Genomic DNA, 2,012 nt, shown 5'->3' with positions numbered 1-2,012 from the left:
GCCGGTCGGCGACGGTGCCGGTACCGGTGAGCGCGACCCCGTCCAGCACCTTGGCGTCGGCGCGGAACTGCTCGTCCGGGTACTGCACGCCGGTCCAGGTCTGATCGGTGGTCAGGCCGGCCACGGCGACGTCGCCGTGCTCGTCGTGCAGCGAGGCGAGCACCTTGACCAGGGCCTGGAGGGCGTCCGGCGCGGCGCCGCCGAACGCGCCGGAGTGCAGGTTGCCCGCGAGGGTGCGGACCGACACGTCGACCACGGTCATGCCGCGCAGCGAGGCGGTGACGGTGGGCAGGCCGGCGGCGAAGTTGCCGGTGTCGCCGATCACGATGGCGTCGGCGGTGAGCAGCTCGGGGTGGGCCTCGGCGTAGCGCTCCAGGCCGCCGGTGCCCTGCTCCTCCGAGCCCTCGACGATGATCTTCAGCCCGACCGGGTAGCCGCCGTCCGCCTGCCGCAGCGCCCGAAGGGCCGTCAGGTGCATCAGGATGTTGCCCTTGCAGTCGGCGGCGCCGCGCCCGTACCAGCGGCCGTCGCGCTCGGTCAGCTCGAAGGCGGGGCTCAGCCACTCGTCCTCGGCCAGCGGCGGCTGGACGTCGTAGTGCGAGTAGAGCAGGACGGTCGGGGCGCCGGCCGGGCCGGGCAGCTCGGCGTAGACGGACTGGGTGCCGTCGGGGGTGTCGAGCAGTCGGACACCGGTCAGGCCTTCGGCGGTGAAGGCGTCGGCGACCCAGTGGGCGGCCTTCTCGCACTCCTCGACCGGGAACTGACGCGGATCGGCGACCGATCGGAAGGCGACCAGTTCGGCCAGGTCGGTGCGGGCGCGGTCCATCAGGGACCGGACGGCGTCGGCCAGGGGCTGCTGCGGCATCGGGTGTGCTCCGGGTAGGGGTGGTCCGTCCGGGGGGTGCTTCGGGCGAACGGCGTTGACGAGGGGTAACGCCGATCATAGGCGGACACGAACGGACGGCCCCGGGGGGAGCGGGGCCCGGCACCGGTGCCCGGCCCCGTCCGCGCGGCCGGAGCGGGCCGGTGCGGGCCGGAGCCGGGCCGGTGCGGTCACGATTCGTTCGCGCGTTCGGTGCGGTGCGGCCCACGTCGGCGGGGGCGGCCGCATAGGATTGTTGCCCGTGACTGACTCCGGAAGCCCCGATTCTCGTAGCCCGCTCGACGCCGAGGCCGCCGGGCCGGACCGGCCGGACCCGTTGGACCCGTTGGACGGCGTCTGGGACGTCGTCGTGGTCGGTGCCGGACCGGCCGGCTCCTCCGCCGCGCACGCCGCCGCCGCCCAGGGCCGGCGCGTGCTGCTGCTCGACAAGGCCGAGCACCCCCGGTACAAGACCTGCGGCGGCGGCATCATCGGGCCGTCCCGGGACAGCCTGCCGCCGGACTTCAAGCTGCCGCTCCAGGACCGGGTGCACGCCGTCACCTTCGCGTACGGCGGCCGGTTCACCCGCACCCGGCGGTCCAAGCGGATGCTGTTCGGCCTGGTCAACCGGGACGAGTTCGACCTGCGCCTGGTGCAGGCGGCCAAGCAGGCCGGCGCGGTGCTGGTCACCGGAGTGACCGTCACCGGGGTCGAGCAGCGCGGCGGCGAGCACCGTACGGCGCTGGTGACGGCCGCCGACGGGCGCAGCTTCGAGGCCCGCGCGGTGGTCGGCGCGGACGGCAGCGCGAGCCGGATCGGCCGGCACGTGGGTGTGTCCTTCGACCAGATCGACCTCGGCCTGGAGGCGGAGATCCCCGTACCGGCCGAGGTGGCCGCGGCCTGGGCCGGCCGGATCCACCTCGACTGGGGGCCGCTGCCCGGCAGTTACGGCTGGGTGTTCCCGAAGACCGAGTCCAGCAGCCTGACCGTCGGGGTGATCTCGGCCCGCGGGGACGGCGAGCGGACCAAGCAGTACCTGGCCGACTACATCCAGCAGTTGGGCCTCGCGGGGTTCCGGCCGAGCGTGGAGTCCGGGCACCTGACCCGCTGCCGGGCCGAGGACTCGCCGCTGTCGCGCGGCCGGGTGCTG

General features: G+C 74.7%; 2 protein-coding genes. One reads left to right on the top strand and one right to left on the bottom strand.

Annotated elements, in window-relative coordinates; translation table 11 throughout:
• Positions 1-865: M20/M25/M40 family metallo-hydrolase (locus BI06_RS41700; protein ID WP_043477321.1), on the bottom strand; the 865-nt coding region annotated here is incomplete at its 3' end.
• 259 nt (positions 866-1,124) lie between these two features.
• Here BI06_RS41700 and BI06_RS41695 point away from each other — a divergent pair.
• The coding region (locus BI06_RS41695; protein ID WP_082559067.1) for a geranylgeranyl reductase family protein at positions 1,125-2,012 on the top strand (888 nt) is incomplete at its 3' end.

It is taken from the genome of Kitasatospora sp. MBT66 (genome assembly GCF_000710405.2).
Lineage (GTDB): Bacteria > Actinomycetota > Actinomycetes > Streptomycetales > Streptomycetaceae > Kitasatospora > Kitasatospora purpeofusca.
This window is presented reverse-complemented; position numbering and strand designations above follow the sequence as displayed.